The organism is Streptomyces sp. NPDC058671 (assembly GCF_042716475.1).
GTDB lineage: Bacteria > Actinomycetota > Actinomycetes > Streptomycetales > Streptomycetaceae > Streptomyces.
On record NZ_JBHXSA010000019.1, the window covers coordinates 49,829 to 74,002 of the forward strand.

Consider the following 24,174-nt stretch of genomic DNA (forward strand, 5'->3'; position numbering starts at 1 on the left):
CTTCGTAAAGTCTTGGATCCCTTTGCCCTGCGCCCGTGGACAGGTCCACCGGCCCCCGCGAGGGTGATCACATGACCCAGAAGCTGGTGGCGGGCCTGGAACCGCCCTATTACACCGCCCTGTTCACCTCGATCCGACCCGAGGCCCCCGAGGGCTACGCCGAGACCGCCTCCCGCATGCAGGAGATCGTCAAGGAGATACCCGGGTTCCTCGGCTACGAGTCCGCCCGCACCCCCGGCGGCATCGGCATCACCGTCGCCTACTTCCGTGATCTGGAGTCCCTCGACGCCTGGCGCCTCGACACCGAGCACCAGGCCGCCAAGGCGTACGGCCGGGAGCACTGGTACGAGAGCTACAGCGTCCACATCGGCAAGGTCGAGCGGAGCTACGGGTATGAGCGGGAGTGACACCCCGGTGGCGAGCGCCGGAGACACGGCAGGCAGGGCGAGCACGGCAGGCACGGCGAAGACGGCGAGTACGCCGGGTGGGGCGAGCGCCGGAGGCACGCCGGGGGTGGCGGACATCCCCGCGCTGCTCGCGCGCCTCGGGATTCCCGGGCTCGTCGACGTGCACACACACTTCATGCCGAAGAACGTCCTCGACAAGGTCTGGGCCTACTTCGACGCCGTCGGCCCCCTGACCGGGATCGAGTGGCCCATCACCTACCGCGAGGAGGAGGACCGCCGGCTCGACCTCCTGCGCGGGTTCGGGGCGGTCGCCTTCACCGCGATGCTCTACCCGCACAAGCCCGGCATGGGTGCCTGGCTGAACTCCTGGGCAGCAGACTTCGCCGCCCGTACCCCCGACTGTCTGCACACCGCGACCTTCTTCCCCGAGCCGGGCGTCGACCGGTACGTCCGCCAGGCGCTCGACGCCGGTGCCCGGGTCTTCAAGGTGCACCTCCAGGTCGGCGGCTTCGACCCGAACGACGTCGAGCTGGACGCCGTGTGGGGGACCCTCGCAGACAGCCGCACGCCCGTCGTCGTCCACTGCGGCTCCGGACCCGCGCCGGGGAACTTCACCGGCCCCGAGCCCATGGCGAGGCTGCTCGCCCGCCACCCCCGACTGCCGGTGATCGTCGCCCACATGGGGATGCCCGAGTACGGCGATTTCCTCGACCTCGCTCAGCGGTACGAGGGGGTCCACCTCGACACCACCATGGCCTTCACCGACTTCAGCGAGGGGCTCGCGCCTTTCCCCGAGGCGGAGTTCCAGCGGCTCGTCGACCTGGGCGACCGGATCCTCCTCGGATCCGACTTCCCGAACATCCCGTATCCGTACGCGCACCAGCTCCACGCCCTCGACCGCCTCGGGCTCGGGGACGACTGGCTCCGGGGGGTCCTCTACGAGAACGGGGCCGCACTGTTTCACGTGAAACCGCCGCACTGTTTCACGTGAAACCGACCGTGGGCCGCCGAGGTTCTTTCTCAGGGAATTCACAGGAAAGGGAAAGAGGTCTCTCAGCGGCGGGGGCGAGCGTGGGACCCATGACCGTCACCACGCGCCGCCCCGGCACCCGCGCCGACATGCTCCGTGCCGACGGCACCGCCGTCCGCGTCCTCGTCGTCGACGACGAGGCGTCGCTCGCCGAACTCCTCTCCATGGCCCTGCGCTACGAGGGCTGGCAGGTGAGGAGCGCCGGGGACGGCGCCGCCGCCCTGCGCGCCGTGCGTGAGTTCCGGCCCGACGCCGTACTCCTCGACATGATGCTCCCCGACGCCGACGGGCTGAGCCTGCTGGGCTCGATCCGGCGCGAGCTGCCGGACGTCCCGGTGCTGTTCCTGACGGCGAAGGACGCCGTCGAGGACCGGATCGCCGGACTCACGGCCGGCGGCGACGACTACGTCACCAAGCCCTTCAGCCTGGAGGAGGTGGTCGCCCGGCTGCGCGGCCTGATCCGGCGTTCCGGTGCGGCGCAGGCGCGCAGCGAGTCGCTGCTCACGGTCGGAGATCTCACCCTCGATGAGGACAGCCACGAGGTCACCCGGGGCGGGGAGTCGATCCATCTCACGGCCACCGAGTTCGAGCTGCTGCGCTATCTGATGCGCAATCCGCGCCGGGTGCTGAGCAAGGCGCAGATCCTCGACCGGGTCTGGTCGTACGACTTCGGTGGCCAGGCCAATGTCGTCGAGCTCTACATCTCCTATCTGCGCCGGAAGATCGACCTCGGCCGCGCCCCGATGATCCACACCCGGCGCGGAGCCGGGTACCTCATCAAGCCGGGGGAGTAGCGTCCCGTGCGTGTACGGCGACGGCGGCCGTGGTCGCTGCGTACCCGGCTCGTGGTGGCGGCGGTCGCGCTGATCGCGGTCGTCGCGGCCGTCATCGGCACGGTCACGACGATCGCGTTCCGCTCGTACCTGTACGACCAGGCCGACGAACAGCTCCGCAACGTCTCGGTACGGGCCTCGGGTCCGCCGGCCGCCATGGTGCCGCCGGGGCTGCCCGACCCGAACTGGGTGAAGGACCCGCTCTCGTTCCTTCTGGGCCCCGGCGCCCCGATCGGCACCCTGGGGGCGGTCCTGGTCGACGGCGAACCGGCCTCGGCCGGGTACTCGGCCGAGGTCGACGCCGAGCTTGAGACCGGAGCCGGGACCGCGACCGGGGACGGGAATGGGACCACGACCGGGGACGAGAATGGGAACGGGACCGCGACCGGCGACGGGAATGGTGGCAGGTACGGGCGGAACGTCCGGACCACGGCGCTCGACGCGGCCCAGCGGGCCGCGCTGGCCGCCGTTCCCCGTGACGGCGAGCCGCACACCGTCGAGCTGCCCGGCGGCCTCGGCTCGTACCGGGTCGAGTACGCCGTCGGGGTCCATGGCGCGTTCCTCACCGGCATCCCGCTCGCCGGGGTCGAGAAGGCCCTGTCCACCCTCGTCCTCGTCGAGCTGAGCGTCACCGGCGCCGGACTCGTCGCGGCCTCGCTCGCCGGGACCGTGCTCGTCGGGGTGGCCCTGCGGCCGCTGCGACGGGTCGTCGCCACCGCCGGTCAGGTCGCCCAGCTACCGCTGCACAGCGGCGAGGTGGCGCTCCACCAGCGGGTCCCGGAGACGGAGGCCGATCCCCGGACCGAGGTCGGTCAGGTCGGCGCGGCGCTCAACCGGATGCTGGACCACGTCCACTCGGCCCTCGACGCCCGCCAGCAGAGCGAGACCCGGGTCCGGCAGTTCGTCGCGGACGCCAGCCATGAACTGCGCACCCCACTGGCCTCGATCCGGGGGTACGCGGAGCTGACCCGGCGCGGCCGGGAGCGGTGCGGCCCCGACACCCGGCACGCGCTGGGTCGGATCGAGTCCGAGGCGACGCGGATGACGGGGCTCGTCGAAGACCTCCTGCTGCTCGCGCGGCTCGACGCCGGACGGCCCCTCGCGTACGAGAGCACCGACCTCGTGCCCCTAGTGGTGGACGCCGTGAGCGACGCCAGGGCCGCCGGGGCCGGACACCACTGGCGCCTCGAACTGCCGGAGGGCGGCGGGTCACCCGTACAGGCCGACGGAGCCCGGATCCAGCAGGTGCTCGTCAACCTCCTCGCCAACGCCCGTACCCACACCCCGCCCGGCACCGAGGTCACCGCCCGCGTCCGCGCGGAGGCCACGGCCGCGGTCGTGGAGATCGAGGACGACGGGCCCGGCATCCCGCCCGAGCTCCTGCCCTCCGTCTTCGAACGGTTCGCGCGCGGCGACGCCTCCCGTTCCAGGAACGCCGGATCCACCGGGCTCGGGCTCGCCATCGTGCGCGCGGTCGTCCTCGCGCACGGGGGTGACGTGGCCGTCGACAGCACGTCCGGGCGGACCGTCTTCACCGTCCGACTGCCCGTCGACGAGACCCCCCGCACGCACTCACAGGCAGGGCACAGGCTCGTCACACAGCCGTGACAGCGGCCCCGGCGAGGGTCTTCGGCATGCGAACCCCAACGATCGCGGGCCCCGCGTCCGGTACTCCCGGAGCCCTCCCCGCCCGGGAGCACCTGCCGGTGAACATCGCGGGACGGCCCGTCCTGGACGTGGTGATCCCCGTCCACAACGAGGAGAAGGACCTGGAGCCGTGCGTCCGCCGGCTCCATGAGCACCTCCTGCGGACCTTCCCGTACGGCTTCCGCATCACCGTCGCCGACAACGCCTCCACCGACAGCACCCCCGCCGTCGCCGCCGGCCTCGCCGCCGAGGTGCCCGAGGTGCGCTCCGTACGGCTCGAACAGAAAGGGCGCGGCCGGGCGTTGCGGACGGTGTGGTCGGGCTCGGACGCGCCCGTCCTCGCCTACATGGACGTCGACCTCTCCACCGATCTGAACGCCCTGCTGCCGCTGGTCGCGCCCCTCATCTCGGGCCACTCCGACCTGGCGATCGGGTCGCGGCTCGCCCGCTCCTCGCGGGTGGTGCGCGGGCCGAAGCGGGAGTTCATCTCACGGGCCTACAACCTGATCCTGCGCGGTTCGCTGGCCGCCCGGTTCTCCGACGCGCAGTGCGGGTTCAAGGCGATACGGCGGGAGGTCGCCGAGCGGCTGCTGCCGATGGTCGAGGACACCGGCTGGTTCTTCGACACCGAACTCCTCGTCCTCGCCGAGCGGGCCGGGCTGCGCATCCACGAGGTCCCGGTCGACTGGGTCGACGACCCCGAGTCGACCGTGCACATCGTCAGGACGGCGACCGACGACCTGAAGGGCGTCTGGCGGGTCGGGCGGGCCCTCGCGACCGGTTCGCTGCCGCTCGACCGGCTGGCCAGGCCTTTCGGGGACGATCCCCGGGACCGCGAGATCAGCGGGGTGCCCGGCGGTCTCGCCCGGCAACTGGTGGGTTTCTGCGTGGTCGGGGTCCTGTCCACGCTCTTCTACCTCGGCCTGTACTCGGCCTTCCGTCTCGGTGTCGGCCCGCAGCTCGCCAACGCCGCCGCCCTCCTCGTCTCCGCCGTCGCCAACACGGCGGCCAACCGACGGCTCACCTTCGGCGTCCGGGGCCGGGACCGGGCCGTCCGCCACCAGGCGCAGGGGCTCGTGGTCTTCGCCGTCGGCCTGGCCCTGACCAGCGGTTCGCTCGCCGCCCTCGGCGCGGCGACCGGCGACCCGGCGCACTCCACCGAGCTCGCCGTCCTGGTCGTCGCCAACCTCGCCGCGACCGTCCTGCGCTTCCTCCTCTTCCGGCTCTGGGTCTTCCCCGACCGGACCGTCTCCCCGACCTCTCCGCGCGCCTCCTCGCAGACCTCCCCGAAGACGTCCTCGCAGACCTTCCCGAAGACCTCCCTGAGGAACCGACGATGACCACCCCGTCCACCGCGGCCCCTGCCGTCCCCCGCGCCGGCCGTCCCGCCCGGCTCCTGCGCGGACGCGCCGAGGACGCCCCCTGGGTCCGGCCCGCCTTCCTCGGCCTGCTCACCGTGACCACCGTGCTCTACCTCTGGAACCTGAGCGCCTCCGGCTACGCCAACTCCTTCTACTCCGCTGCCGTCCAGGCGGGCGCCGAGAGCTGGAAGGCCTTCTTCTTCGGCTCGCTCGACGCGGCCAACGCCATCACCGTCGACAAGCCGCCGGCGGCCCTCTGGCCGATGGCCCTCTCCGTCCGCCTCTTCGGTCTCGGGTCCTGGCAGATCCTCGTGCCCGAGGTGCTCATGGGCGTGGCCACCGTCGCCGTGCTCTACGCGGCCGTGCGGCGCCGCTTCGGCGCGGGTGCGGGCCTGATCGCGGGCGGGGTGCTCGCGCTGACACCCGTCGCCGCCCTGATGTTCCGCTTCAACAACCCGGACGCGCTGCTCGCGCTGCTCATGACGGTGGCCGTGTACTGCGTGCTGCGGGCCCTCGAACAGGACGCGGGCGCGGCGAAGTGGCTGGTGTGGGCGGGGGTGGCCTTCGGGTTCGCGTTCCTCGCGAAGACCCTCCAGGCCTTCCTGATCCTGCCGCCGCTCGCCCTCGTCTACGGGGCGTGCGCACCGGGTGCGATTGGGCGCCGGATCGGCCGCCTCGCCCTCGCCGGGCTCGCGACCGTCGTGTCGGGGGGCTGGTGGGTGGCCCTGGTCGAGCTGTGGCCGGCGTCCTCCCGCCCGTACGTCGGAGGCTCGCAGAACAACAGTTTCCTGGAGCTGACCTTCGGCTACAACGGACTCGGCCGTATCAACGGCAACGAGACCGGCAGTGTCGGCGGCGGGGGGCGAGGGGGCGGCTGGGGCGAGACCGGGATCGGCCGGATGTTCAACGACTCGGTCGGCGGCCAGATCTCCTGGCTGCTGCCGGCCGCGTTGATCCTGCTGGTCGCGGGTCTTGTCGTGACCCGGCGGGCGCCCCGGACGGACACGGCGCGGTCCGCGTTCCTGGTGTGGGGGGGTTCGCTGCTGATCACCCTTGCCGTGTTCAGCTTCATGGCCGGCATCTTCCACGAGTACTACACGGTGGCCCTGGCGCCGTACGTCGCCGCGCTGGTCGGCATGGGCGCGACCGTGCTGTGGGAGGAACGCACCCGCCTCGTCGCCTCGGCGGCCCTCGCGGTGACGGCGGCGGTGACGGCCGTCTGGGCCTGGAGCCTGCTCGGCCGTACGCCGGACTGGTCGCCGTGGCTGCGCTGGGCGGTCCTGGTGGCGGGCGCGGTGGCCGCGCTCGGCCTGTTGTGCGCGGGCCGGGTGGACCGGCGGCTCGGGCTCGGGTTCGCGGGTCTCGGTCTGGCGGCGGGGCTCGCGGGTCCGTGTGCGTACACCCTGGCGACGGTGGACTCCGGGCACCAGGGCTCGATCGTGACGGCGGGCCCGGCGGGGGCGGGCTTCGGCGGGATGCGCGGCGGCCCCGGCGGCGGCCGGGACGGCGGCACGCGGATGGCGTACGGCTTCCCGGGCGGCGGGCAGACGGCCAACCAGACCTCCGGAGGGCCGGGCCGGCAGGACCAAGGCCAGGGCCGGCAGGACCAGAGCCAGGACCAGGGCCAAGGCCGGATGCAGCCCCCCGGACAAGGCGCCCGGACGCCGGGCGGCCAAGCCCCAGCCCCAGGAGGCCGGCTGCCCGGCATCCCCGCCGCCGAGCGCGGCGGCCCCGGCGGCGGCATGGGCGGGCTCCTCAACGGCGCGACCGTGGACGCGGCGGCGAAGGCGGCCCTGCTCAAGGGCGCGGACGACTACACCTGGGTCGCGGCCGCGGTCGGCGCCCAGAACGCGGCCGGCTACCAGCTCGCCACCGAGAAGCCGGTCATGGCGATCGGCGGGTTCAACGGCAGCGACCCGTCCCCGACGCTCGACGAGTTCAAGCGGTACGTCGCCGAGGGGAGGATCCACTACCTCGTCGCGTCCGGTGGGGGCGGAGGCGGCGGCATGGGCGGGAACGGCACGAGCGCCCGGATCACCGCATGGGTCCAGGACGCCTTCGAGCAGGTCACCGTCGGCACGTCCACCTTCTACGACCTCACGGCACCGAAGTAGCCCTGCGGATTATTCCCTGTACAGCGTACGAGAGCGCCTTGTACGGTGTACGAGACCCAGTCCCGTACACCGTACAAGGAGTCCTGCCCATGACGGCGACGACCGCCGCGAACGAACCGACCGCCACCCACGGTCATCCGCAGCGCTGGCTGATCCTCGGCGTCATCTGCCTGGCCCAGCTCACCGTGCTGCTCGACAACACCGTCCTCAGCGTCGCCATCCCCTCGCTGACCACGGAGCTCCACGCCTCCACCAGCGACATCCAGTGGATGATCAACGCCTACTCGCTCGTCCAGTCCGGCCTGCTCCTGACCGCGGGCAACGCCGCCGACCGCTACGGCCGCAAGAAGCTGCTGGCCGCCGGTCTCGCGCTCTTCGGCCTCGGCTCGCTCGCCGCCGGGCTCGCCGACTCCACCGGCCAGCTCATCGCCGCCCGCGCGGGCATGGGCGTCGGCGGTGCGCTCCTCATGACCACGACGCTCGCGGTCGTCATGCAGATCTTCGACGACTCCGAGCGGATCAAGGCCATCGCGCTGTGGGCGACCGTCAGCTCGCTCGGCTTCGCCGCCGGGCCGCTCGTCGGCGGTGTCGTCATCGAGCACTTCTGGTGGGGAATGATCTTCCTCATCAACATCCCGGTGGCGCTGATCGGCCTGATCGCCGTCATCAAGCTCGTACCGGAGTCGAAGAACCCCCAGGGTGACCGCCCCGACCTGGTCGGCGCGCTGCTCTCCACCGTCGGCATGACCGCCGCCGTGTACGCGATCATCACGGGACCCGAACACGGCTGGACCTCCGGGGAGGTGCTCGTCCCGGCCGCGATCGGGGCCGCCGTCCTCGCCGCGTTCGCGCTGTGGGAGCTGCGCGTCCCGTACCCGATGCTCGACATGCACTTCTTCCGCAACCAGAAGTTCGTGGGCGCCGTCGCCGGCGCGATCCTGGTCATGTTCGGCATGGGCGGCTCGCTCTTCCTCCTCACCCAGCACCTGCAGTTCGTCCTCGGCTACGAGCCGCTCGAAGCCGGTCTGCGGATGGCGCCGCTCGCGCTGACGGTCGTCGTGCTCAACCTCAGCGGCGTCGGCCCGCGGATCGTGACGAAGCTCGGCACCCCGCCGACCGTGGCCGTCGGCATGACCCTGGTCGCGGCCGGCCTCGCCTCGATCGCCCTGATCGGCGGCGGCACGGACGGCACCTACTGGGGCATGCTCCTCGGCCTGGTCCTGATGGGCGTCGGCCTCGCCGTCTCCAACCCGGCCATGGCCAACGCGATCATGAGCGCGATCCCGCCGGAGAAGGCCGGGGTGGGCGCCGGTGTCAACGGCACCCTCGCCGAGTTCGGCAACGGCCTCGGCGTCGCCGTCCTCGGCGCCGTGCTCAACGCACGCTTCGCCGCGCTCGTCACCGTCACCGCGACGTCGCTGCCCGCCGCACTCGCGGCGGCCCGGAGCGAGGCCGAACGGACGGAGATCTCCGACGCCTTCGCCTCCGGTCTCCAGACCAGCCAGCTGGTCGGCGCCATCGCCGTCTTCGCCGGCGGTCTCCTGGCCGCGGCCCTGCTGAAGCGGGCCGAGCGCACGGAGAAGGCGCGGGCGGCCGCCGAGCGGCCGGTCGCTGCCTAGCATGGTCACGGACGACGGACAGACGGAGGAACGCGATGGTCAAGGCAGCCGATCGGGCCAGGAACCCGGCGCGTTCCAGCGTCTGGCTGGAGAGCCGGGCCGCCCGCGGCGGCGGCGGCCCGGCCGGGCTCGACCGGGACCGGATCGTCGCCGCCGCGATCCGGATGCTCGACGAGGAGGGCCTGGCCGGACTGTCGATGCGCAAGCTCGCGACCGAGCTGGGCGTCACCGCGATGTCCCTGTACTGGTACGTGGACACCAAGGACGACATCATCGAGTACGCGATCGACAGCGCGTACGGCGAGATCGACCTCACGGCGGTCGACGCGGCCGGCGGCTGGCGGGAGCGGACCCGGGTCCTCGCCCTGGACTACCGTCGCATGCTGGTGGCCCACCCGTGGATGTCCCCGTGCGCCGGCCAGTATCTGAACATCGGCCCGCACGCGATCACCGTCGGCGGCAAGATCCAGGAGGCGATCAAGGACACCGGGCTGCCGACGGACCGTCAGCCCAGCGCGATGTCGGCGGTCTTCCAGTTCGTGTACGGCTACGGGACGATCCAGTCCCAGTTCCAGCGCCGTGCGGCGGAGGCCGGCATGACGCAGGACGACTTCTACGTGGAGTCGGTCAAGGCCTTCCGCGACGACCCGGCGTTCCGGGAGTCCCTCGAACCCATGGCGGAGGTCCTCGACGAGCGGGCCTCGCACGGCAGCGTCAGCCAGATCTGGGACCGCGACTTCGACTACGCGCTCGACGTCCTGATCGCCGGCATCGACGCGATGGTCGCACGCGACTCGACGAGCGGCGGGCCGGACGACAGAGCGAGCGACACGGCAGGCGACCCGGCGCGCGGCGGCGGTTCCGGAACATGACGGAGCGGCGGGCCGTCCCCTGCCCGCCGCTCCGTACTCGACCCGGCCGCGCCTCCGCTCGAAGCGCGCCCGGGAGCTTCTCTCAGCTCTCCTGCGACGAGCTGCTCTCCTTCGGCGAACCGCTCTCCTTCGACGAGCCGCTCTTCAGGGCGACCTCCTTGATGAACAGCGTCACCACGAAGGCGAGCAGCGCGAAGGGCGCCGAGTAGAGGAAGACGTCCGCGACGCCGTGTCCGTACGCGTCCTCCATGACCGTACGGATCGGGGCCGGCAGCTTGTCCATGTCGGGGATGCCGCCGCCCGAGCCGCCCTGGCCCACGGCGCCCGCCGCCTTCGGACCGAGCTCGGCCAGGCCGTCCTTGACGTAGCCGGTGACCCGGTGGGCCATGACCGCGCCGAGCGCCGAGACACCGATCGCACCGCCCAGGGAGCGGAAGAAGGTGACGACGGAGGACGCGGCGCCGAGGTCGGCCGGGGCCACCTGGTTCTGGGTGCAGAGCACCAGGTTCTGCATCATCATGCCGAGGCCGAGGCCCAGGACCGCCATGAAGAGCGCGAGGTGCCAGTACGCCGTGTCGTAGCGCATCGTGCCGAGCAGGCCGAGCCCGGCGGCGGCGAGGGCGCCGCCGCTGACCAGCCACGCCTTCCACTTCCCGGTCTTGGTGATGACCAGGCCGGAGACGGTGGAGGAGACGAACAGGCCCGCGATCATCGGGATGGTGAGGACGCCGGACATCGTCGGCGACTCGTTCCGCGCCAGCTGGAAGTACTGGCTGAAGAAGACCGTGCCGGCGAACATCGCGACACCCACGAACAGCGAGGCCAGCGAGGCCAGGGTGATCGTGCGGTTCCGGAAGAGGCGGAGCGGGATGATCGGCTCGCTCGCCCTCGACTCGACGAGGACGAAGATCCCGCCGAGGGCGATCGCGCCGAGCACCATGGCGGCCGTCTGCCACGACATCCAGTCGTACTTGTCGCCGGCGAAGGTGACCCAGACGAGGAGCAGGGAGACGGCGGCGCTGATGAAGAAGGCACCGGCCCAGTCGACCTTCACCTGACGCTTGACGACCGGCAGCTTGAGGGTCTTCTGCAGGACGACGAGCGCGATGAACGCGAACGGCACGCCCACGTAGAAGCACCAGCGCCAGCCGAGCCAGTCCGTGTCGGTGATGACACCGCCGAGCAGCGGGCCGCCGACGGTGGCGACGGCGAAGGTCGCGCCGAGGTAGCCGCTGTACCGGCCGCGCTCACGCGGGGCGATCATCGCGGCCAGGATGATCTGCGAGAGGGCGGTCAGACCGCCGACACCGATGCCCTGGACGACACGGCAGGCGATGAGCATGCCGGTGCTCTGCGAGAGACCGGCGACGACCGAACCCGCGACATAGACGATCAGGGCTATCTGGACGAGCAGCTTCTTGGAGAAGAGGTCCGCGAGCTTGCCCCACAGCGGGGTCGTCGCGGTCATCGAGAGCAGCGCGGCGGTGACCACCCAGGTGTAGGCGGACTGGCCGCCGCCCAGGTCGGTGATGATCTGGGGGAGGGCGTTGGAGACGATCGTCGACGACAGGATGGCGACGAACATGCCGAGCAGCAGCCCGGACAGCGCCTCCATGATCTGCTTGTGCGTCATCGGGGCGCCGCCGGAGGCGAGGTCCCCCTCCGTGGCGCTCCCGCCGCGCACACCGGTCTCTGGTGTGGTCGTCGTAGCCATCAACTTCCTTCGTTCTCAAGCGTGGTGCGCCCGGCAGTCCCCGAAGGAATCGCGGAGGCGGGCGAGCAGGGTGGTGAGCAGTGCGACGTCGTCGTCGGACCACTCCACGAGGGTGCGGGCGAGCATGTCGGTCAGCCGTCGGTCGAGGACGGTGAGCATGTCTTCGCCCGCCCGGGTCAGGTGCAGGATGCGGGAGCGCCTGTCGGCCGGGTCGGGCAGTCGCTCGACCCATCCGCGGTCCACGGTGTGGGCCACATGACGGCTGCTGACGGACATGTCGACGGCCATCAGCTCGGCCACGCGGCCCATGCGCATGTCGCCGTGGTGGTTGAGCAGGGCGAGGACGATCGCGGATCCGCTGGGGCACTCGGCCGGCAGGGTCCGCGCGAGTCCGCGCTTCACCGCTCCGATGGCGCTCACCTGGCGGGCGAGGTTCTCGTACCGATTGCCACGGTCCATCGGACCCTCCCAGCATGTTGTTGCTTAGGGCAACCATAGAGATGGATGGTTGCTCCAGGCAAACTAAATCGGTCAAACGGCGCTAAAGAATCGGCAAAGGCGGGTGGAGGGGGCGGTGGGGCGGGATCGGGGGCCGGAAGCGGACGGCGGGCTTGGGCCCCCCACCCCGACTTCGCTAGGGTCCTGGCCCATGGCACACAACCCCCAAGCACCGTACGGCCAGGGCCAGGGCCCCCAGGGGCAGAGCCCCGAGGGTTACGACCCCGCCGGCAACACGCAGATGTTCCGCGCCTTCGTCGACGAGGGCGCTCCGCAGCAGCGGCAGCCGCAGGCCGCGGCGACCTCGGGCGGCCCGCGGGTCGGCCTGATCGTCGGCGTGGTCGCGGTGATCGTCGTCCTGGCGGCGGTCGCCTGGCTGGCGCTTGGCTGACCGCTCCACACGCCCCGGGTGGGCCGGCTCCGCGTCACGCGGACCCGGCCCACCCTTCTTCCACGGGGGGCGCTGTACCTACGGGACCGCGCGCCGCTCCGGCCGCGATCGGCACGGGCGGCGGCCGGGCGGAGGTGGGCGTCGCCCAGTCGACGCCCGGGGCGCCGATGGCGTGCGTGGCGAAGGTGACCGTCCCGGAGCGGGCCGCCGTGCCGCCGCTGTTCCGGAAGGTGACGGCCACCCGCTCACACCAAAGCCTGACAGCACGTCAGGAAGGAAGTCGTTCGACGGAGGCCGCCACCACCGGCGTCACTCCCCGATGAGCCCCTCGCGCAGCTGGGCGAGCGTGCGGGTGAGCAGCCGCGAGACGTGCATCTGGGAGATGCCGACCTCCTCGCCGATCTGCGACTGGGTCATGTTGGCGAAGAAGCGCAGCATGATGATCTGCCGCTCCCTGGGCGGCAGCTTGGCCAGCAGCGGCTTGAGCGACTCGCGGTACTCGACGCCTTCCAGGGCCGTGTCCTCGTAGCCGAGACGGTCCGCGAGCGAGCCCTCGCCGCCGTCGTCCTCGGGCGAGGGGGAGTCGAGCGAGGAGGCCGTGTAGGCGTTGCCCACGGCGAGACCGTCGACGACGTCCTCCTCCGACACCCCGAGCACGGCCGCGAGTTCGGGCACGGTGGGCGAGCGGTCGAGCTTCTGCGCGAGGTCGTCGCTGGCCTTGGTGAGGGCGAGGCGCAGCTCCTGGAGGCGGCGCGGGACCCGCACCGACCAGGAGGTGTCGCGGAAGAAGCGCTTGATCTCGCCGACGACCGTCGGCATCGCGAACGTCGGGAACTCCACACCGCGTTCGCAGTCGAAGCGGTCGATCGCCTTGATCAGGCCGATGGTGCCGACCTGGACGATGTCCTCCATCGGCTCGTTCCGCGAGCGGAAGCGGGCCGCCGCGTACCGCACGAGGGGGAGGTTGAGCTCGATGAGGGTGTCGCGGACGTAGGTCCGCTCCGGGCTGTCGGTCGCGGCGCCTTCGGTGTCGAGGGCGCGCAGCCGCAGGAAGAGGGAGCGGGAGAGGGTGCGGGTGTCGAGGGCTCCCGACGTGACGACCATCGGCGGCGGCGCGGTCTCCGCGCTGTCGGTCGCGGTCGGCGCCGTCGTCTGCGTGGGCACGGGAACGGGCGTGAGCGTGAGCACCTTCGAGCTGCCCAGTTCTGTGGACATGCCACCCCCTTGAGGTCGCGGACGGTCGCGGTGGCCGCGACCATCTGAGGAACGCAGCTTCCACCTGAATACCGGCGGCGGGGCTGCGGCAAACTCGGTTCCTGCAGAATGTCACATGTCGGCAACACGCTGTAGTGACTTGTCGACAAGTCGAAGGTGCATTTCCGCAGGAAACAAGGGGTGTACGGCATTTGGGGCGCGCGAGAACTGCTCCGAACCGGTCTACCCGTTCTGATTACGCCTCGATCCTGTTTGCGGATCTCAAACGTGCGAAGCTGCGGGCGAGGAGCCTTGACACATGCATCTGGGAGACGCCGAGTTCCTGGCTGATCTGGGACTGCGTCAGATTGCTGTAGTAGCGCAGCATCAGGATCCGCTGTTCCCGTTCGGGCAGTTGTACGAGGAGATGCCGGACGAGATCGCGGTGCTCGACTCCGGCGAGGGCGGGGTCCTCGTAACCGAGTCGGTCGAGCAGTCCGGGCAGCCCGTCGCCCTCCTGCGCGGCCTCCAGGGAGGTGGCGTGGTACGAGCGCCCCGCCTCGATGCAGGCGAGCACCTCGTCCTCGCCGATCCGCAGCCGTTCGGCGATCTCGGCGGTGGTGGGGGAGCGGCCGTGGGCGGTCGTCAGGTCCTCGGTGGCGCCGTTCACCTGCACCCAGAGCTCGTGCAGCCGGCGCGGGACGTGCACGGTGCGGACGTTGTCGCGGAAGTACCGCTTGATCTCCCCGACGACCGTCGGCATGGCGAAGGTGGGGAACTGCACGCCCCGGTCGGGGTCGAAACGGTCGATGGCGTTGATCAGACCGATCGTGCCGACCTGGACGACGTCCTCCATCGGCTCGTTCCGGGAGCGGAACCGGGCCGCCGCGTACCGCACGAGCGGCAGGTTGGCCTCGATGAGGGCCCCGCGCACCCGGTGGTGCTCCGGAGTGCCCGGTTCCAGGTTCTTGAGCTGCCCGAAGAGCACCTGGGTGAGGGCGCGGGTGTCGGCGCCACGGGTGCTCTGGGGGCGGGTGCGCGGGGTCTCCGCGCCGCCTGCCTCGTGCTGGGGCGGGACTTGAGGTGCTGTACTGGCCGGCACGTTCACGCCACCCCTTTGGCTGGTCTTGCTGGTCGACTGGGTCAACTACGGTCAACTCATCCGTCAAAAGCGGTCATAGCATCACAAGACATGCCCACTGTGTGCAAGCACCGCATAATGACGTGTTGAGGGCATGAGGGTGGAAAAAGGGGAGGTCACACGCCGGAAAGGGCACCGAAAAAGCCCCCCGCCGCGACGACAGGGGGCTCCGGACGAAGCCGACTAGAAGGCGTAGTCCGCGATCACCCAGGTCGCGAACTCGCGCCACTGGGCCACACCCGCCTGGTGCGCCGGGTGCTCCAGGTACCGCTGGAGCGCGTCCGTGTCCTCGACGGCCGAGTTGATCGCGAAGTCGTACGCGATCGGCCGGTCCGTGATGTTCCAGTCGCACTCCCAGAACGCCAGCTCCGGGATCTGCCCGCCGAGCGCGCGGAACGCCTCGACACCCGCGACGACACGCGGCTCGTCACGCGTCACGCCCTCGTTGAGCTTGAAGAGGACCAGATGGCGGATCACGCGGGACTCCTAATTGATGAGTTCGGTCATGAACTGGCCGACTCCCTGGGCGGCCCCGGCAATGCCCTCGAACCCTACCTGCACGAGATCGGCGGCCCTCTCGGGAGACGTGACGATCGTGTACAGCACGAACACGGAGACCGCGTACAGCACGACCTTCTTCGCTTGCACCACTGCCCAGCCCTCCCCAGTTCCCCCGCCCGTACGACCGCGCCACTCTAACCGAGCCCTTATGGACCAAGGGCCCGGAGATCGAGGCCTTTTGCCGCCCGCCGGAAGGGTGAGGGGCGAGCAGTATGGATGTCGGGCCCGGAGGATCTGGCAGGAATCCGAAGGGCCCGAGGAACCGGCCCGCACTGCGGGGTCCGCGCCGCGAGCTTCCCCCCGAACGCGACGCAGGACCGGAGGACCGGTTCTCATCGGGGGGAGCGGCTTGTCCCCCCGATGCCGCTCCCCCCGCCCTGCGGAGAAGGCCCCGTCCGCGCCACGCGCGCGTACGGGGCCCTTGCCGTACGGACATCTCTTACGGAGCGGGTCCGGGATACGCCGAAGGGCCCGGTGCTGATGCGCCGGGCCCTTCGATCGAAGCGGTAGCGGAGGGATTTGAACCCTCGGTGACTTGCGCCACACTCGCTTTCGAGGCGAGCTCCTTCGGCCGCTCGGACACGCTACCGAGAGAGAGCTTAGCCGAAACTGCGGCTGCGATGAAATCCGTATCCAGGCGCAGGTCGGAGGCGGGGTCAGCGGCCGCGGAAGAACGCCGTCAACTGCTCCGCGCACTCCTCGCCGAGCACGCCGTGGATCACCTCGGGGCGGTGGTTGAGCCTGCGGTCCCGCACGAGGTCCCAGAGCGAGCCGATGGCGCCGGCCTTCTCGTCCAGGGCGCCGAACACCACCCGCTCGACCCGCGACTGGACCAGCGCGCCCGCGCACATCACGCACGGCTCCAGGGTCACGACCAGCGTGCACCCCGTCAGGCGCCACGCGCCGGTCGCCCCGGCGGCCCGGCGCAGCGCGAGCACCTCGGCGTGCGCGGTGGGGTCTCCGGTCGCCTCCCGCTCGTTGTGCGCGCGGGAGAGCACCGAGCCGTCGGGGGCGAGCACGACCGCGCCGACCGGTACGTCACCGGCCGGCGCGGCCGCGTCGGCCTCGGCGAGAGCGATCCGCATGGCGTCTCGCCAGGGGTCCCGCACGGGATCGGGAGCAGGTACCGCGGATGTCACTAGCGGACGGCCTCCAGGACCTCGGCCGCGCCCAGGGCGTCCGCGATCTCCGCGAGGGCGTCGCTCTCCAGCGCCATCAGGTCGGCCGGCGGCATGCCGAGGTCGGCCAGGATCAGCCGGTCGCCCACCGGGGCGGCCGGCACGACCTCCGCGGCGACTCCGGTGTCCTCGTCGTCGTCCGGGATGTCGTCTAGCGGCTCCCCGTCCTCCGTACCGTCCAGGTCCAGCGATTCGAGCTCGTCGACGATGTCGTCCAGGTCGTCGTCACCGAGGATCTCCCGGGTGAGGATCTCCCCGTACGAGGAACGGGCGGCGGCGGCGGCGTCGGAGACGTAGATACGAGGGTCTTCCTCACCGTCGATCCGTACGATCCCGAACCACGCGTCCTCCTGCTCGATGAAGACGATCACCGTGTCGTCGTCCGAGGCCTCGCGGGCCAGTTCGGTCAGATCCGACAGGGTCTCCACGTCGTCGAGCTCCGTGTCGCTCGCTTCCCACCCGTTTTCGGTGCGCGCGAGCAGTGCGGCGAAGTACACCTGACTCTCTCCCACTGATCAGAGGTGTGACGATCCGGCGGCGCCCTGCTGCTGCCCCGCCCAATCGGCATCGTGACAGAAACGACGCCCACAGGAGAGGTCTTCGGCTCTTGCGTCGTGCATCAGTCTGAACGACCCCGCGATCGGGCGGGCGTACGACCCCGGCGCACGCGGGGGGCGCACAGCGGGACACGCCGGGGCGTCGTCCGTGCCGGGGCCGGAGTCTCGCCGGGCCCCGGGGCGCCTCACCAGCGGAAGGTGCGCATCCGCATGGCCTGGCGCATCCGGGCCGCCCGCGCCCGTCTCGGCTGGACGCGCTCACGCAGCGCCTTGGCCTCGTTCAGCTCGCGAAGGAACTGGGCGCGGCGCCTGCGGCGCTCCGCGTCCGTCTCGTGCGCCGGCTTCCTGGGCGCCCTCTCGGCGGCCCTCTCGGCCGGTCCTTCCAGGTCGGGCATCGGCACTCCACCCCGTCGCTGGGACCCCGTGTCTCCCCCCGTGTCACCACCTTCCCCCAGTGACGTGGGTCGATGCCAGTGCGGGGCGGGCTACTGTTGAGTCATGCGTCTCCACGTCGTCGATCACCCGCTGGTCGCCCACAAACTCACCACGCTGCGCGACAGGCGCACGGACTCCGCGACCTTCCGTCGGCTCGCCGACGAGCTGGTCACCCTGCTCGCCTACGAGGCCACCAGGGACGTCCGGACCGAGCGGGTCGACATCGAGACCCCCGTCACGCCCACGACCGGCGTCAAGCTGTCGTACCCGCGTCCGCTGGTGGTGCCGATCCTGCGCGCCGGGCTCGGCATGCTCGACGGCATGGTCCGGCTGCTCCCGACGGCCGAGGTCGGTTTCCTGGGCATGATCCGCAACGAGGAGACGCTGGAGGCGTCGACCTACGCCACGCGGATGCCGGAGGACCTCTCGGGCCGCCAGGTGTACGTCCTGGACCCGATGCTGGCGACCGGCGGCACGCTGGTCGCGGCGATCCAGGAGCTCATCAAGCGTGGCGCGGACGACGTGACCGCGGTGGTGCTCCTCGCCGCCCCGGAGGGCGTCGAGGTCATGGAGCGGGAGCTCGCGGGCACGCCGGTCACCGTCGTGACGGCCTCGGTCGACGAGCGCCTCAACGAGCACGGCTACATCGTCCCGGGCCTGGGTGACGCGGGCGACCGCATGTACGGCTCGGCCGAGTAGTTCCTCAGCACTTCCCGATCGGTACGGGCGCGGGCCTGGTCAGGGCGACCAGGGCCGCGTCCGCCGTCGCTTTCGGGGCCAGCGTCTTGAACGCGGTCCCGATGATCAGGTCCACGTCCGCCGTGGCCCGGGTGTCCGTCCTGGTCGTGGCGCCCTTGAGCTGGGTGCCGAGGACGGGGAAGGCGCCCTTGGCGGCGGTCGTGGCGCCGAGCAGCAGGCCCGCTCCGGGGACCTTCTTGTCGTAGGCGGTGGGCGCGTTCCCCACTTTGCCGATCTTGAAGCCGCGCTTCTTCAGCTCGTCCGCGGTCGTCTTGGCGAGACCGCTGCGCGGGGTCGCGTTGTAGACGTTGACCGTGATCTGGGCGGGCTTCGGAAGGGCGACGGCGGGTGGGGCGGTCGCCCTGGCGACGGGTTTGCAGTCGGTCTGCTTTCCCGCGGTCGTCTTCTTGGCGCCGTCGCCGGAGAAGACGTCGACGAGCTGGAGCGTGCCCCAGCCGGCCGCGCCCAGCACGACCACGGCGGCGGCGGACGCGAGGACGATCCTGCGTCGGCGATGGGGGCGGCGCATGCGCGGGTAGACATCCCCCGTGATGCGGTACTTTCCGCCCATTCCTGGGGGAGTGAGCATGCTCATGAACGCAGCGTAATGCCGCCCGTCGGCGATGCCTACTTGATGATCATGTGATCGCGTCCGGATGGGGGTGAACTGACTCCGAAAGGGTCAGTGGGAGCGGGGCCGGTCGGCCGTCGGCTCAGTCCATTTCCAGGACGCGGGCGTGCAGCACCTGGCGCTGCTGGAGCGCCGCGCGGACGGCGCGGTGCAGTCCGTCCTCGAGGTAGAGATCGCCCTGCCACTTCACGACGTGCGCGAAGAGGTCGCCGTAGAACGTGGAGTCCTCGGCGAGCAGCGTCTCCAGGTCCAGCTGGCCCTTGGTGGTGACCAGCTGATCGAGACGGACCGGGCGCGGGGCGACGTCCGCCCACTGCCGGGTGCTTTCCCGGCCGTGGTCGGGATACGGCTTTCCGTTTCCGATGCGCTTGAAGATCACACGGAAAGCCTACCGGGCGAGCGGCTACCGGCGCAGCCGGGCGAGGACGGTGGGATGCTGGTGCGAACCGTGACATAAGCGAAATCGGGGTGCCGTCATGAGCGTGAGCGAGCAGAACGAGCCGCCATCCCGGAGCACCCCGCCCGCCCCGGCGGCCCCGGCCACTCCGCCCGGCCCTGCCGCCCCGTCCGCCCCCGCGGCCCCGGCCACTCCTGCCGCCCCCGCCACTCCGGCCGCCCCCTCCGCCCTCGCCGGGCCGGCCGCCGAGATCGCCGCCGGCTACGCCTTCGAGGGAGCCGCACTCGATCTGGGGGCCCTGCTCTGGGACGGCGTCTGTCACCCGGACGCGCCGATCCGCATCCCGCTGCCCGTCCTCAACCGCCACGGCCTGGTGGCCGGCGCGACGGGCACCGGCAAGACGAAGACGCTCCAGTTGATCGCCGAGCAACTGTCCTCGCACGGGGTGCCGGTCTTCCTCGCCGACATCAAGGGCGACGTCTCCGGCATCTCGGCACCCGGCGAGGCCCCTGGCGAGGCCCCTGGCGAGGCCCCTGGCGAGGCCCTCGGCGGCGCCGGCGCGAAGGTCAGGGAGCGGGCCGCCCAGGTCGGGCAGAGCTGGGCGGCGAAGGGCTTCCCCTGCGAGTTCTACGGGCTCGGCGGCACCGGCCCCGGCATCCCGGTCCGCGCGACCGTGACCAGCTTCGGCCCCGTGCTGCTGTCCAAGGTGCTCCAGCTCAACCGGACGCAGGAGCAGTCGCTCGGCCTGATCTTCCACTACGCCGACGCCAAGGGCCTGGAGCTGGTCGACCTCAAGGACCTGCGGGCGGTGGTGGCCTTCCTCGTGTCGGACACCGGGAAGGCCGAGCTCAAGGGGATCGGCGGGCTCTCGACGGTGACGGCCGGGGTGATCCTGCGGGCGCTGACGGCCTTCGAGCAGCAGGGGGCGGCCGGGTTCTTCGGGGAGCCGGAGTTCGACACGGCCGATCTGCTTCGGACGGCGGCGGACGGGCGGGGGATCGTCTCGGTGCTGGAGCTGCCGTCGGTGCAGGACAAGCCGCAGCTCTTCTCGACGTTCCTGATGTGGCTTCTTGCGGACCTCTTCCACGACCTGCCGGAGGTCGGCGACCTGGAGAAGCCGAAGCTGGTCTTCTTCTTCGACGAGGCGCATCTGCTCTTCGACGGGGCGTCGAAGGCGTTCCTGGAGTCGATCACCCGGACCGTGCGGCTGATCCGCTCGAAGGGGGTGGGCGTCTTCTTCGTGACGCAGACGCCGAAGGACGTCCCCTCGGACGTCCTCGCGCAGCTCGGCAACCGGGTGCAGCACGCGCTGCGCGCCTTCACCCCGGACGACGCGAAGGCCCTGAAGGCGACCGTACGGACCTTTCCGAACTCGCCGTACGACCTGGAGGAGGTCCTCACGGGCCTCGGTACGGGCGAGGCGGTGGTGACCGTACTGAGCGAGAGGGGCGCCCCGACGCCGGTGGCGGCGACCCGGCTGCGGGCGCCGGAGTCGCTGATGGGCCCCGTCGACACGGCGGTCCTGGACGCGGCCGTGGAGGCCTCGCCGCTTCACGGGCGGTACGCGGAGGCGGTGGACCGGGAGTCGGCGTACGAGAGGCTGACGGCAGAGCAGCGGGCGGCGGAGACGGCGGCGCTGGAGGCCGCGGCGGCGAAGGAGGCTGCCGGGTCCGGGCGGGCGGCGAGGGCTCCTCGAAGGAAGGAGGAACCCTCGCCGGTCGAACAGGTGGAGGGCAGCGGGATCTTCACGTCCCTGGCCCGGTCGATCGGCACCCAGCTGGGCCGGGAGATCAGCCGCTCGATCTTCGGGACCGCCCGCCGGCGGAGGTGACTACTCGGTCACCTCGTGGTGGTCGTCGTGCAGGCCGCCGCCGCTGCCCGCGTCGCCCTCGGTCGGGACGGAGACGACCGGCTTGCGCAGCGAGGAGATGTCGTGGGCGTAGGTGCCCACGGCGTTGGCGATGACGTCGGTGTTGACGTCGAAGGCCGTCATGTTGATGTTGTTGATGTCGTCGCCCTTGGCGTGGTAGTTCACGTCGTACGCGACGCCCGCCGTGCCGCCGAACTTGGCGGCCTGACCGGCGGTCTTGATGCCTTCGGCGCCGGTGAAGGTGCCGCCGGAGGGGATGCCGACCTCGATGAACGGGCCGTAGTCGGAGCGGCCGGTGAAGTCGGTGCCCTCGTGCGGGACTCCGCGCCTGTCCATGAAGTCGGTGATGTCCCGCTCCAGCTGGGCGGAGCCCTCGGGGCCCGCCCCCTCGCCGACGTTGTCCGAGTTGTCGCCGTCGTAGACGAACAGGCCGTAGTTCGGCGAGGCGATCATGTCGAAGTTGAGGTAGAGCTTGATCTCGCTCTTGTCGAGCGCGGTGAGGTTCTTGACGTAGTGCTCGGAGCCGAGGAGGCCGTTCTCCTCGGCCGACCACCAGGCGAAGCGGACCTTGTTGCGGACCTTGTCCTTCGTCTTGGCGAGTTCCAGGGCGGTCTGGAGGAGACCGGCGGAGCCGGAGCCGTTGTCGTTGATGCCGGGGCCGGCGGTGACGGAGTCGAGGTGCGAGCCGAGCATCACGGTGTTGGCGGCGTTGCCGCCCTTGGTCTCCGCGATGACGTTGTTGGTGGAGCGGATCTGCTGGAGCTGGCGGATCTCCACGGAGAGCGTGACCGGGCCCTTGGCGAGGTCGGCGGCGAGCTTCTCGCCCTCGGCCAGGGTGATGCCGCCGGTCGGTATCTTGCCGGCGGTGGCGTCGCCGAGGGTGCCGGAGAGGACGCCGTCGGCGTTGTTGTAGATGACGGCGGCGGCGGCGCCGGCCGTGGCGGCGTTCTGCTGCTTGACCGCGAAGGCGCAGCCGCCGCGCTTGATCAGCGCGATCTTGCCGGTGAAGGTGCCGGAGGCGAAGTCGCCCGGCTCGCAGCCGGTGGTGCCGTCGGCGTCCACGGGCACGGCCACGAGGCCCGCGGTGAGGCCGCCGACGGGGGTGGACTTGGTGTACGTCATCGCCTTGATGTCGAAGGCCCGGGGCGCGGGCGAGACGACGGACGCCTTCTCGGCGAGGGTCTCCGTGTACTCGAAGTCGAACCGCTGGTACGAGACGTTGTAGCCGGCCTTCTTGAGCTGCGTGTACACGTACGCGGCCGAGGCGTCGTGGCCGAGCGAACCGGCGGCGCGGTGGCCGCCGGCCGAGTCGGCTATCGCCTGGAACTTCTGCAGGTGCTTGTAGGCGTCCTGCGCGGAGGTTTCGCGGACCAGCTTCTTCGCCAGCTTGGCGGCATCGCGGGCGGGTGCGGCCGTGGGGTCCTGCCCCGCGGTGGCGGGGGAGGCGAGGACCATCGGGGTGGCGAGGGCGGCGGCGGCCAGAATGGCCGCGGCTCGGCGCTGGGTAGCGTTCACAGAAGTCCTTCCCGTTACGGACGAGGTTGAGGGGAAGTTAGCGATCTGCGGTGCCTTCTGTGAACACCTTCTCCACAATTCCTGTCACGTTAAGCAGGATTGCAATCTGGAGTTGTTAATTCTCGGTGCTTTTGGGCCCCTTGGCGGCTTTCGCGGCCTTCGCCGCCGCCTTCATCTCCTGCTTGTGGGCCCGCACCTTCGCGAGGGACTCCGGCCCCGTGATGTCGGCGGCCGAGCGGTACGCGCCCTGCTCGCCGTACGGCCCCGCCGCCTCCCGCCAGCCGGTGGGCCGCACCCCGTACCGCTTCCCTAGCAGCGCCAGGAAGATCTGCGCCTTCTGCTTGCCGAAGCCGGGGAGCGCCTGGAGCCGCGCCAGCAGCTCCCGCCCGGTCCCCGCGTCCGCCCAGACGGCCTCGGCGTCGCCCCCGTACTCCTCGACGAGGAACCGGCACAGCTGCTGCACGCGCTGGGCCATCGACCCCGGGTAGCGGTGCACGGCGGGCTTCTCGGAGAGCAGCGCGGCGAACTCCTCCGGGTCCCGGGCGGCGATGGCGTGCGCGTCGAGGTCGTCCGCGCCGAGCCGGGTGGCGATGGTGTACGGGCCGGAGAAGGCCCACTCCATCGGAACCTGCTGGTCGAGGAGCATGCCGACGAGCGCGGCGAGCGGGGACCGGCCGAGCAGCGCGTCGGCCTCCGGGTGCTGGGCGAGATGGATCTCGGGGCTCATTCCCCGATCATCCCGCCGCCGCGAGCCGCCCGCCCGGTGGGTTCACCCCTTCGCGAAGCGGTCGACGACGCCCAACAGGTGCCCCGGGTCGGTGCCCCGGGTCCCGGTCACCGGGGTGCCCCCGCGCGCCCTACCGCCCCTTGATCCGTACTCCGGGGTCCTCGCACCACTCCAGGAGCGACGCCCACTCCCCGTACCCCGAGTCGGGATCGAGGTGCCCGCCCCCGGGCACGTGGTCCACGTCGAGGCCGAGCGGGACCCCGTAGTGCAGGCCGGCGCCCTCGGGGCAGTACGGGTCGTCGTCCGCGTACACGAGCCGGGCCCCGAGACCCGTCTCCGTCAGGTCGAGCCCGTCGGCGAAGGCGGCGATCCCGGGGATCGAAGCCGTCACCGGCGGCGACGGCGGCGCGACGAGCAGCACCCGGTCGGCGGCCGGCCTGCGCGCACCCGCCCGCAGCCACAGCAGCACGGACAGGCTGTGCGCGAGGACGACGAACTCCCCCTCGCCCGGCCGCTCCGCGTGCTCCCCGAGGGCCGCGAGCCACTCCTCGGGGACGGGCGCGTCGGGCGCGGGCAGCTGCGGATACCGCACCTCGTGCCCCCGCGCCCGCAGCTCCCCGGCGAGCCAGTGCTGCCAGTGACCGGGCGGGCGGTGGTTCTGGTAGCCGTGCAGGATCAGATACGTGGTCATGCCACGATCCTGCGGTCGGTGACCGGCTCCGTCCACCGGCGTCCGAAGGCCGG

At 71.4% G+C, this 24,174-nt stretch carries 26 protein-coding genes and 1 tRNA gene; 11 read left to right on the forward strand and 16 right to left on the reverse strand.

The window, feature by feature from the left end; all coding sequences use genetic code 11:
* The first annotated feature begins 71 nt into the window (after positions 1-71).
* The 8 genes from ACFWV2_RS23210 to ACFWV2_RS23245 all read left to right on the forward strand — a co-directional run bounded on the left by ACFWV2_RS23210 (position 72) and on the right by ACFWV2_RS23245 (position 9,883).
* Positions 72-407: an antibiotic biosynthesis monooxygenase family protein gene (locus ACFWV2_RS23210; protein ID WP_384407226.1), complete on the forward strand. Its 336-nt coding sequence runs from the start codon at positions 72-74 to the stop codon at positions 405-407.
* Positions 394-1,398, forward strand: a complete 1,005-nt coding sequence (locus tag ACFWV2_RS23215) for an amidohydrolase family protein (protein ID WP_384407228.1) — start codon at positions 394-396, stop codon at positions 1,396-1,398. The genes ACFWV2_RS23210 and ACFWV2_RS23215 overlap by 14 nt, the downstream gene beginning before the upstream one ends.
* Positions 1,399-1,487: 89 nt before the next feature.
* Positions 1,488-2,231 (forward strand): response regulator transcription factor, encoded by a 744-nt coding sequence (locus tag ACFWV2_RS23220; protein ID WP_384407230.1) that lies wholly within the window; start codon positions 1,488-1,490, stop codon positions 2,229-2,231.
* Positions 2,232-2,237: 6 nt separating this feature from the next.
* Entirely contained in the window at positions 2,238-3,878 is a 1,641-nt protein-coding gene (locus tag ACFWV2_RS23225; protein ID WP_384407232.1) for a sensor histidine kinase, read from the forward strand.
* Between the two features lie 26 nt (positions 3,879-3,904).
* Positions 3,905-5,257: a glycosyltransferase gene (locus tag ACFWV2_RS23230; protein ID WP_384407234.1), complete on the forward strand. Its 1,353-nt coding sequence runs from the start codon at positions 3,905-3,907 to the stop codon at positions 5,255-5,257.
* On the forward strand, positions 5,254-7,392 hold the full coding sequence (locus ACFWV2_RS23235; RefSeq protein WP_384407236.1) for an ArnT family glycosyltransferase: 2,139 nt from the start codon (positions 5,254-5,256) through the stop codon (positions 7,390-7,392). The genes ACFWV2_RS23230 and ACFWV2_RS23235 overlap by 4 nt, the downstream gene beginning before the upstream one ends.
* Before the next feature lie 89 nt (positions 7,393-7,481).
* The gene (locus ACFWV2_RS23240) at positions 7,482-9,011 is read left to right on the forward strand and encodes an MFS transporter (RefSeq protein ID WP_384407238.1); all 1,530 of its coding nucleotides are present in this window, start codon (positions 7,482-7,484) and stop codon (positions 9,009-9,011) included.
* Between the two features lie 35 nt (positions 9,012-9,046).
* On the forward strand, positions 9,047-9,883 hold the full coding sequence (locus ACFWV2_RS23245) for a TetR/AcrR family transcriptional regulator (protein ID WP_384407240.1): 837 nt from the start codon (positions 9,047-9,049) through the stop codon (positions 9,881-9,883).
* Positions 9,884-9,965: 82 nt separating this feature from the next.
* On the opposite strand, the gene ACFWV2_RS23250 is transcribed toward ACFWV2_RS23245, so the two are convergent.
* Positions 9,966-11,597 (reverse strand): DHA2 family efflux MFS transporter permease subunit, encoded by a 1,632-nt coding sequence (locus ACFWV2_RS23250; RefSeq protein WP_384407242.1) that lies wholly within the window; start codon positions 11,595-11,597, stop codon positions 9,966-9,968.
* Positions 11,598-11,612: 15 nt separating this feature from the next.
* Complete coding sequence (locus ACFWV2_RS23255) at positions 11,613-12,056, reverse strand: MarR family winged helix-turn-helix transcriptional regulator (RefSeq protein WP_384407244.1); 444 nt, start codon at positions 12,054-12,056, stop codon at positions 11,613-11,615.
* 190 nt (positions 12,057-12,246) lie between these two features.
* Here ACFWV2_RS23255 and ACFWV2_RS23260 point away from each other — a divergent pair, with 190 nt between their 5' ends.
* Positions 12,247-12,486, forward strand: a complete 240-nt coding sequence (locus ACFWV2_RS23260) for a hypothetical protein (RefSeq protein ID WP_360787867.1) — start codon at positions 12,247-12,249, stop codon at positions 12,484-12,486.
* A 34-nt stretch (positions 12,487-12,520) separates the two neighbouring features.
* Here ACFWV2_RS23260 and ACFWV2_RS23265 read toward each other — a convergent pair whose 3' ends face one another.
* The 9 genes from ACFWV2_RS23265 to ACFWV2_RS23305 all read right to left on the reverse strand — a co-directional run bounded on the left by ACFWV2_RS23265 (position 12,521) and on the right by ACFWV2_RS23305 (position 17,512).
* A complete protein-coding gene (locus tag ACFWV2_RS23265) occupies positions 12,521-12,727 on the reverse strand; it encodes a hypothetical protein (protein ID WP_384407246.1) in 207 nt (68 codons plus the stop codon).
* Positions 12,728-12,795: 68 nt separating this feature from the next.
* Complete coding sequence (locus tag ACFWV2_RS23270; protein ID WP_384407248.1) at positions 12,796-13,701, reverse strand: RNA polymerase sigma factor SigF; 906 nt, start codon at positions 13,699-13,701, stop codon at positions 12,796-12,798.
* A gap of 235 nt (positions 13,702-13,936) precedes the next feature.
* The gene (locus ACFWV2_RS23275; protein WP_266894342.1) at positions 13,937-14,782 is read right to left on the reverse strand and encodes an RNA polymerase sigma factor SigF; all 846 of its coding nucleotides are present in this window, start codon (positions 14,780-14,782) and stop codon (positions 13,937-13,939) included.
* A 222-nt stretch (positions 14,783-15,004) separates the two neighbouring features.
* Complete coding sequence (locus tag ACFWV2_RS23280) at positions 15,005-15,298, reverse strand: Dabb family protein (protein ID WP_360787862.1); 294 nt, start codon at positions 15,296-15,298, stop codon at positions 15,005-15,007.
* A gap of 9 nt (positions 15,299-15,307) precedes the next feature.
* Positions 15,308-15,472, reverse strand: coding sequence for a hypothetical protein (locus tag ACFWV2_RS23285; protein ID WP_360787859.1), 165 nt, complete (start codon positions 15,470-15,472; stop codon positions 15,308-15,310).
* 414 nt (positions 15,473-15,886) lie between these two features.
* Positions 15,887-15,971: transfer RNA gene (locus ACFWV2_RS23290), tRNA-Ser, on the reverse strand.
* Between the two features lie 67 nt (positions 15,972-16,038).
* A complete protein-coding gene (gene tadA / locus ACFWV2_RS23295; protein WP_384407252.1) occupies positions 16,039-16,467 on the reverse strand; it encodes a tRNA adenosine(34) deaminase TadA in 429 nt (142 codons plus the stop codon).
* A gap of 53 nt (positions 16,468-16,520) precedes the next feature.
* Positions 16,521-17,057: a hypothetical protein gene (locus ACFWV2_RS23300; protein ID WP_384407378.1), complete on the reverse strand. Its 537-nt coding sequence runs from the start codon at positions 17,055-17,057 to the stop codon at positions 16,521-16,523.
* A 245-nt stretch (positions 17,058-17,302) separates the two neighbouring features.
* A complete protein-coding gene (locus tag ACFWV2_RS23305) occupies positions 17,303-17,512 on the reverse strand; it encodes a hypothetical protein (RefSeq protein ID WP_360787852.1) in 210 nt (69 codons plus the stop codon).
* 103 nt (positions 17,513-17,615) lie between these two features.
* Here ACFWV2_RS23305 and upp point away from each other — a divergent pair, with 103 nt between their 5' ends.
* Positions 17,616-18,251, forward strand: coding sequence for a uracil phosphoribosyltransferase (upp, locus tag ACFWV2_RS23310; protein WP_360787849.1), 636 nt, complete (start codon positions 17,616-17,618; stop codon positions 18,249-18,251).
* A 4-nt stretch (positions 18,252-18,255) separates the two neighbouring features.
* Here the strand turns inward: upp and ACFWV2_RS23315 are convergent, their stop codons facing one another.
* Positions 18,256-18,885, reverse strand: coding sequence for a LytR C-terminal domain-containing protein (locus ACFWV2_RS23315; RefSeq protein WP_384407255.1), 630 nt, complete (start codon positions 18,883-18,885; stop codon positions 18,256-18,258).
* Positions 18,886-19,003: 118 nt separating this feature from the next.
* Positions 19,004-19,300 carry a type II toxin-antitoxin system VapB family antitoxin gene (locus ACFWV2_RS23320; protein WP_015034993.1) on the reverse strand — a complete coding sequence of 99 codons (297 nt, stop codon included), beginning with the start codon at positions 19,298-19,300 and terminating at the stop codon, positions 19,004-19,006.
* 97 nt (positions 19,301-19,397) lie between these two features.
* On the opposite strand from ACFWV2_RS23320, the gene ACFWV2_RS23325 reads away from it, so the two are divergent.
* Positions 19,398-21,149, forward strand: a complete 1,752-nt coding sequence (locus ACFWV2_RS23325) for a helicase HerA-like domain-containing protein (RefSeq protein ID WP_384407257.1) — start codon at positions 19,398-19,400, stop codon at positions 21,147-21,149.
* Here ACFWV2_RS23325 and ACFWV2_RS23330 read toward each other — a convergent pair whose 3' ends face one another.
* From ACFWV2_RS23330 to ACFWV2_RS23340, 3 genes are all read right to left on the reverse strand, one after another.
* Positions 21,150-22,643: a M28 family metallopeptidase gene (locus ACFWV2_RS23330; protein WP_384407380.1), complete on the reverse strand. Its 1,494-nt coding sequence runs from the start codon at positions 22,641-22,643 to the stop codon at positions 21,150-21,152. It lies immediately after the preceding gene.
* A 175-nt stretch (positions 22,644-22,818) separates the two neighbouring features.
* Positions 22,819-23,430 (reverse strand): HhH-GPD-type base excision DNA repair protein, encoded by a 612-nt coding sequence (locus ACFWV2_RS23335; protein WP_384407259.1) that lies wholly within the window; start codon positions 23,428-23,430, stop codon positions 22,819-22,821.
* Positions 23,431-23,560: 130 nt separating this feature from the next.
* Positions 23,561-24,121, reverse strand: coding sequence for an RBBP9/YdeN family alpha/beta hydrolase (locus ACFWV2_RS23340; RefSeq protein ID WP_384407261.1), 561 nt, complete (start codon positions 24,119-24,121; stop codon positions 23,561-23,563).
* Positions 24,122-24,174: the final 53 nt, after the last annotated feature.